Origin of the sequence: Belnapia moabensis DSM 16746, assembly GCF_000745835.1 — a bacterium.
GTDB classification, from domain to species: Bacteria; Pseudomonadota; Alphaproteobacteria; order Acetobacterales; family Acetobacteraceae; genus Belnapia; species Belnapia moabensis.
The window spans coordinates 1-6,579 of record NZ_JQKB01000158.1; the positions used below are offsets into that span (position 1 = coordinate 1).

Consider the following 6,579-nt stretch of genomic DNA (forward strand, 5'->3'; position numbering starts at 1 on the left):
CCTTCGGCAGCGCGGCCCACTGGCAGCCGGTGGACAGGATGTACATCACCCCGTTCAGCACCGCTCGTATGTCCACCGTCCGTTTGTTGCCGCCGCTCTTCGCCAGTGGGATCAGCGGACCGATGATCGACCATTCCTCGTCGGTCAGATCGCTCGGGTAGCGCAGTTTGCTGCGGTCGTATTTTGGCCGGCTCTCGGGCGTCCACATGGACGCCCTTCTCCCCGCACCCGCCGCTCGGAGCCAATCACAACCGATTCAGATGCCTCGATTTGTTCCCGGATGGACACTTAGACCCCGCCGGTGCCTTGCGCCGGACAAGCAAAATGGAGGACTTCCAACATGGCCGAGATGATTATTGCCGCTCCCGTTGAGCTGACTGACGCCGAACTCGATGCCGTTGCCGGTGGTGCGAACCCGCAGGCGCTTGCCGCTGCCGGAGGAGCCGCCGCTGGCGGGCTGGTGAATGCAGGCGTGGGCGTCGCAGCAGCGGTTGCGGCGAATGTCGAGAATATCGCCAACAACAACAACGTTGCTGTTGCGGTTCTCTCCGGCCCGGTCGTCGTCGGCCCGTAGCCGGACCGGCCCCCTCCAGGCAGCCCTGCTGGGAGGGGGCCATTCCGATGGCGCCGAAGCCTGCACACGACACCACAAGCCTGGGCCTTATCAGACGGACTTTAGGTCCAGCCATCCATGCCTGTTCAGAGCTAAGGGGCTGAGATGCCGCCTCGGATAGCACTGTTCCGCCAGGAGGCGCTGGATTTCCAGCAGCAGCACCGCCATTGGGGGGAGGTCGCCCTGCTGCAGCCGCTCTCGACCAAGATCGCCGTATGGTTCGTGGCCTGCTGCGTCGTGCTCGTCGCCGTCTTCCTGTTCCTGGCACCCTATGCGCGGAAGGAAACGGTCCCCGGTTTCCTCATGCCCACTAGCGGCGCAGCACGGATCTACGCGCCTCAGCCAGGAATCGTCAGCGCTGTCCACGTCCAGGAAGGCCAGGACGTTCAGGAAGGCGAGCCGCTCCTGAACGTCACGACCGCCCAGGTTGCGGCCGATGGCCAGGACGTGAACCTTGCCATGCTCGAGGCTTTGGCGCGCCAACGGGACCTCCTCACCCAGCAGGTCGCAGCGGAGGCAACCCGTACGCAGTCCGAGCGCGATCGCATCTCCGCCCTCATCCAGGGCCTGGAGGCCGAGGCCGCCCATATCGAAGGCCAGATCGCCACCCAGCGCGAGCGCATCCGAGTGACGGCGAGACTCGTCGCCGCTGCGGCGAACCTGAACCCGCGAGGCTATGTGTCCGACCTCGAATACCACCGGCGCGAAGCCGCGCTGCTCGAGCAAAAGCAAAACCTCGACGCCCTCGGCCAGCAATCCGCAGCCCGCCGGAATCAGCTCACCGAGCAACGCTCCGCGCTTGAGCAACTGCCGATGATGGTGGCGGACCGGATGCGAGCTCTGCAGGGGGAGCTCTCGATGCTGGAGCAGCGCATCGCGGAGATCAACGGCCGCCGCGCCTATGTCATCCGGGCGCCGGTGGCCGGCCGCGTCTCGGCGGTACAATCAATGGTCGGCCGGCCGGCGGACCCGCGCCAGCTGCAACTTAGCATCCTGCCCAATGGCAGCACTCTTCGGGCCGAGCTGTTCGTCCCGACCCGCGCCGCCGGCTTCATCCGGAAGGGGCAGCGCGTGCGGTTGCTCTATGAGGCCTTCCCCTACCAGAATTTCGGCACCTATGGCGGCCGGATCGAGCAGGTCTCGCGCACCGTCCTGACCCCCGCCGATGCCGCGGGGCCGATTGAGCTCAAACAGCCTGCCTATCGCGTGTCGGTGTCGCTCGACCGGCCCGATGTGGACGCCTATGGCGAGAAAATGTCGCTGCAGCCCGACATGCTCCTGCACGCGGACATCATCCTCGACAGCCGCGCCCTGATGAGCTGGATCCTGAACCCGCTGCTGGGTGCCGGGACGCGGGCGATGCAGCCATGAGGGAGGTCCTGCTCAATTTCGGCGGCCAGAGCCGCCTGCCCCTTCTCCGGCAGACCGAGGCGGCGGAGTGCGGCCTCGCCTGCCTGGCCATGGTCACCGCCTATCATGGCCACCGCATCGACCTGACCACCCTGCGGCGTCGGCATCCAGTGTCGCTGAAGGGGGTTACGCTGCGCGGGCTCATCCAGGTGGCGAACCAGATGAACCTCGCCTGCCGGCCGCTGCGCTTCGAACTCGGCCACCTGCGCCAGCTGCGCCTGCCTGCGATCCTGCACTGGGACCTGAACCACTTCGTGGTCCTGAAGGCGGTCACCGCCCGAGGCATCGTGGTGCACGACCCCGCCGCCGGCGAGCGGAGCTACCCGTTTGCCGAGGCCTCGAAGCACCTCACCGGCGTTGCGCTGGAAATCTCGCCGGCCGAGGGCTTCGCGCCGCAGGACGAGCGGGCCAAGCTGCCCTTCACCGCCTTCTGGGGCGGGGCGCGCGGCCTCACCCACCCCCTGGTGCAGGTCTTTGTGCTCTCGGCCATCCTTGAGCTGCTGGTGATCGCCGGTCCCTTCTACATGCAGATCACGGTGGACGAGGTCATCGCCCGGGGCGATGCGGACCTGCTCCTCGTGCTGGCGTTGGGCTTCGGGCTGCTGGCTCTCCTCACCGTGGCGACCACGGCCCTCCGCTCGCAGGTCATTCTGGTGGTACAAAATTTCCTGCACTTCCAGATCGGAGCGCGGCTCTTCCACCACTTGCTGCGGCTGCCGCTCGCCTGGTTCGAAAAGCGCCATGTCGGCGATGTCCTCTCACGCTTCGCGTCCATCGAGCCGATCCGGAACCTGCTGGCGGAGGGTCTGATCGCAGCGGTCGTCGATGGCATGATGGCCGTGGCGACGCTGGTGATGATCTTCGTCTACAGCCCGCTGCTTGCGGCCGTGGTGCTGGCCGCGCTGGCCGCCTATGCCCTTCTGCGGCTCGGCTTGTTCCATATGCTGCGGCAACGCAGCGAGGCCGCCATCCAGGCCAGGGCGCAGGAGAGCTCGAACTTCATCGAGACCGTTCGCGCGGTGCAGAGCCTGAAGCTGTTTAACAAGGAAAGCGAACGCGAGGGGCTCTGGCTCAACCGCTATGCCGAGGTGATCAACGCCAATGTCCGGCTGGGCCGGGCGAGGATCACCTTCAAGACGCTGAATGACCTGGTCTTCGGCATCGAGAACGTCGTGACCATCTACCTCGCGGCCCGGCTCGCGCTGGACAACGCGCTGACGGTCGGGATGGTCTTCGCCTTCATGAGCTACAAGCGGCACTTCATCGAGAAGACCGTCCTGCTGGTGGAGAAGGGCATTGAACTACGCCTGCTTGGCCTGCATCTCGAACGGCTGTCCGACATCGCCCTCAGCGAGCCCGAGGCGGGGCATGACAGGCCGCTGGCCTATGAGCGGGAGATGCGCGGCGGCATCGAGCTCCGCAACCTGTCCTTCCGCTATGCCGAGACCGAGCGCTTCGTGCTGGAGAATGTCAGCCTGACCATCTCCCCGGGTCAATTCGTGACCATCATGGGCGCCTCGGGCGGCGGCAAGACGACGCTGATGAAGATCATGCTGGGCCTGCTCGAGCCGACCAGTGGCGAAGTGCTGATCGACGGCGTACCGCTGCCCGTCCTCGGTGCCAGGGCCTACCGCGAGCAGGTCGGCGCCGTGATGCAGGAGGATCAGCTTCTCTCGGGCTCCATCGCCGACAACATCTGCTTCTTCGACCCGGCCTTCGACCAGGACTGGATGATGGAATGCGCCCGCATGGCTGCGGTGCATGACGAGATCATGGCCATGCCGATGGCCTATAACAGCCTGATCGGCGACATGGGCAGCTCGCTCTCGGGTGGGCAGAAGCAGCGGGTCCTGTTGGCCCGGGCACTCTACCGCAGGCCGAAGATCCTCTTCCTGGACGAGGGCACGGCGCATCTGGACATCGAGCGGGAACGGGAGATCAACGCGGCGCTAAGGCGCCTGAACATCACCCGCATCAGCATCGCCCACCGGCCGGAGATGGCCGAGGGTACCGATCTGGTACGCATCGGGCCGGCTGCGCCAGGTTGAGTACACCGCATTCCAGGTGCGTACGAGAAGAGCTTTCTAGCTGCCGATTCCTGCCGTCCTCGATTAGGCAAAGCTGGGTGCGCTCTGTCCGCTTTCAGGGAGTCGGGTCTCCCAAGCAAATGTCTGGACTGGGCGCAAAGCCGACAATGTCCGACGCTGCTTTGCAATGTCCGCTGGTCAAGCATAACTGGCAGACGAGCGGTTACGAGAAGCACCTTTGGGCCGAGCAAGATCGTTGCCGTGAGGCCTGCGTTAGCCAGATGCCATTCGCGCGCTCACTTGCGCCTCGGGAGACTTATCGCAGCTGAGGATGCGCCAGCTTCAGCCCCTCCCCATTGCTCGCGGTGGGCTGGCGCTAAGGGCTGCGGCATCCGACATTCGCGGCATGAACCTGCCGCCCGCTGATCAGATGCCGCCCGCGAAGCCAAAGATCACACCCGACGAGCGCCGGCGCCGAACCGCCGATCAGCTGACGACCATCCGGTTGCGGATGGCGATCGGCCGCGAGTTGGACGATCGAGGCGTCACCACACCCGCCGGGATCGGCGCCGCCCTCGGGCTGCCGCCAGCCGAGGCGGCTTCCCTGCTGAACCGGAAGCAGTGGCGGGAGGGGGATGTGGCTCTGCTCGAGGCCGCAGCGGCTCGGCTGGGGGTGCAGGTGCCGAGCTCAGTTGGAGACGACTAGCCGAGCTAAGCTCGACTTTGGCCATTCAGGCGGCGTGGCAAAGGGCATAGGCGATGCCCTCGCGGAGGGCTGGCGGGAGTTTTGCGGCATCGATGGATTGCCGGGACACGGCGAAACCCTGCTCGGTCCAGATCGCCCGTCGTACTGCGGCGAGGCTGTCGGCGAAGGTCGGCCGCTGCTTATGGTACCAGGCGCTGGTCGAGATCTGGACCCGAGCACGGCAGTCGAGGCGCGACGCCAACAGGGTGACGATCGAGAACAGCCCGAGCAGGCAGGGTGTGGTGCGGGCGATCGCCTTGTCCGACCACTGACGCTGGGTCTCGACGCCAAGGTGATCGCGGACCTCGCGGAAGGTGACTTCCAGCTGCCAGCGCTGGACGAACCAGTGGATCACCTGCAGCGGCTCCTGCGCGGGGTCGGTGCAGAGCAGCGCCTGCGGATCGAAGCGCTGGCAGGGATCGCGCAGCACCCAGCGGATCGGCACGACCGGCAGGCCGCTGTGGCGCCAGACGGCGGTGTCCGAGCAGATCTCCACCATGCGGTCGCCCTCGCCGTACCAGCCGGGTACGGTGACGGGCTGCCAGCGTGTGGCCTTGTCGGCTAACACCTCGGCCAGGGTCGGCAGGCGCTCGCCCTTGGTCCGCGGCCGCCCGATGGTGCCAGATGGGCGCGGCGGAGCCGGCCGGTAAAGGGCCGCATCGAGCCGCAGGCGGGTGACGCAGGTGACCTCCTGCCGCAGCAGGGCAGCCAGGAACTCGAGCGCGGAGAAGCCGCTGCCGGTCACCACGACCAGACGCCGGCCCAGCATCCAGCCACGGGCCTGCAGGACCAACTGGCGGCCCCAGTCGGTCAGCTTCTTGTGCCGTTGCCCGCGCTCACGGCAGTACCGCTCCGAGGGGGCGAGGGTCGTCAGGAACGGCAGCGCCCAGACCCGCCCGGCCCAGGACATCGGCACCAGCAGCATCAGGCTGAGCCAGCGTAGGCCACTCGCCTTGACGAAATGGCCGTGGCTGGAGCGGACTGGGTCCCGATATATCCCCTTGGCGCTGATGCGCTTACCGCGTCGGCGTTCGATCGTGTCATCGAGCCCCAGCAACACCGGCCCCGCCGGCAGGAAGGCGTCCAGCAGCAGCCCGAGCAGTACGCGGGCCGGAGATCGCCCGCTCCAGGCAGCGCGGTTGAGGACGCGATGGTAGTTGACGAACCGCCGCTCCCGGCTAAGCCCAGTAATCCGAAGTATACTGGCCACCGTGCGCCGGCCCGGTGCCAGGATGGCCCCGATCAGCAGCACCTCGGCATGCCGCCAACTCCGTTGTCGGAGGAGCGGCGCAAAGCATAGGATCAGCGCGGCGAAGCGGGCTGGCAGGCGCAGCATGGCGGCCGTCCTTTGGCGGGGACGCCACCAGCTTAGCTGCTCACCCGCTCCGCCACCTCAGCCCTCGGAATTGGCCAAAGTCGAGCTCATACCAGCCGCCCTAGAGCTTGACCTGAGCCCAGGCACGGGTGGTGATGGAGGTGACCTGCTCTGGTCTGCGCATCAGCGCGTTCCAGGCTGAGCAGCAGGCGTCCACGATAGCGTCGTAGCTCTCCCACACGCGATGACTGAGAAAGTTGGCCCGCAGGAACTCCCACAGGTTCTCGACCGGGTTCAGGTCGGGCGCATAGCGAGGCAGCGGCAGCAGGCTGATGTTTGCGGGCAGTTGCAGCTTGGGTGAGGTGTGCCAGCCCGCGCCGTCGAGGACGAGGACAGCATGGGCTCCTTTGCTTACGCCCAGGCTGATCTCCGCCAGGTGGATGTTCATGGCTTCGACATTGACGGTGGG

Annotated in this window: 7 protein-coding genes; 4 read left to right on the forward strand and 3 right to left on the reverse strand. The window is 66.5% G+C overall.

The annotated features are described in order from the left end of the window. Positions 1 to 208: transposase (locus tag EP26_RS29030; RefSeq protein WP_043344565.1), on the reverse strand; the 208-nt coding region annotated here is incomplete at its 3' end. A gap of 132 nt (positions 209 to 340) precedes the next feature. Here EP26_RS29030 and EP26_RS29035 point away from each other — a divergent pair. The 4 genes from EP26_RS29035 (at position 341) to EP26_RS29050 (ending at position 4,756) form a co-directional block, all read left to right on the forward strand. Next, a complete protein-coding gene (locus EP26_RS29035) occupies positions 341 to 574 on the forward strand; it encodes a hypothetical protein (RefSeq protein ID WP_043344568.1) in 234 nt (77 codons plus the stop codon). A gap of 144 nt (positions 575 to 718) precedes the next feature. Further along, positions 719 to 1,984, forward strand: a complete 1,266-nt coding sequence (locus EP26_RS29040) for an HlyD family efflux transporter periplasmic adaptor subunit (protein WP_043344570.1) — start codon at positions 719 to 721, stop codon at positions 1,982 to 1,984. After that, positions 1,981 to 4,071 carry a peptidase domain-containing ABC transporter gene (locus EP26_RS29045; protein WP_084113122.1) on the forward strand — a complete coding sequence of 697 codons (2,091 nt, stop codon included), beginning with the start codon at positions 1,981 to 1,983 and terminating at the stop codon, positions 4,069 to 4,071. The genes EP26_RS29040 and EP26_RS29045 overlap by 4 nt, the downstream gene beginning before the upstream one ends. Positions 4,072 to 4,456: 385 nt before the next feature. After that, on the forward strand, positions 4,457 to 4,756 hold the full coding sequence (locus tag EP26_RS29050; protein ID WP_157033909.1) for a hypothetical protein: 300 nt from the start codon (positions 4,457 to 4,459) through the stop codon (positions 4,754 to 4,756). A 25-nt stretch (positions 4,757 to 4,781) separates the two neighbouring features. On the opposite strand, the gene EP26_RS29055 is transcribed toward EP26_RS29050, so the two are convergent. After that, the gene (locus EP26_RS29055; RefSeq protein WP_043344574.1) at positions 4,782 to 6,131 is read right to left on the reverse strand and encodes an IS701 family transposase; all 1,350 of its coding nucleotides are present in this window, start codon (positions 6,129 to 6,131) and stop codon (positions 4,782 to 4,784) included. A gap of 100 nt (positions 6,132 to 6,231) precedes the next feature. Continuing rightward, the coding region (locus EP26_RS29060) for a transposase (RefSeq protein ID WP_043344578.1) at positions 6,232 to 6,579 on the reverse strand (348 nt) is incomplete at its 5' end.

Bases quoted from the DNA above. Each gene is read 5' to 3' on its own strand.
- EP26_RS29055 (WP_043344574.1), bottom strand. From the start codon at position 6,131: ATGCTGCGCCTGCCAGCCCGCTTCGCCGCGCTGATCCTATGCTTTGCG.
- EP26_RS29035 (WP_043344568.1), top strand. From the start codon at position 341: ATGGCCGAGATGATTATTGCCGCTCCCGTTGAGCTGACTGACGCCGAA.
- EP26_RS29040 (WP_043344570.1), top strand. From the start codon at position 719: ATGCCGCCTCGGATAGCACTGTTCCGCCAGGAGGCGCTGGATTTCCAG.
- EP26_RS29045 (WP_084113122.1), top strand. From the start codon at position 1,981: ATGAGGGAGGTCCTGCTCAATTTCGGCGGCCAGAGCCGCCTGCCCCTT.
- EP26_RS29050 (WP_157033909.1), top strand. From the start codon at position 4,457: ATGAACCTGCCGCCCGCTGATCAGATGCCGCCCGCGAAGCCAAAGATC.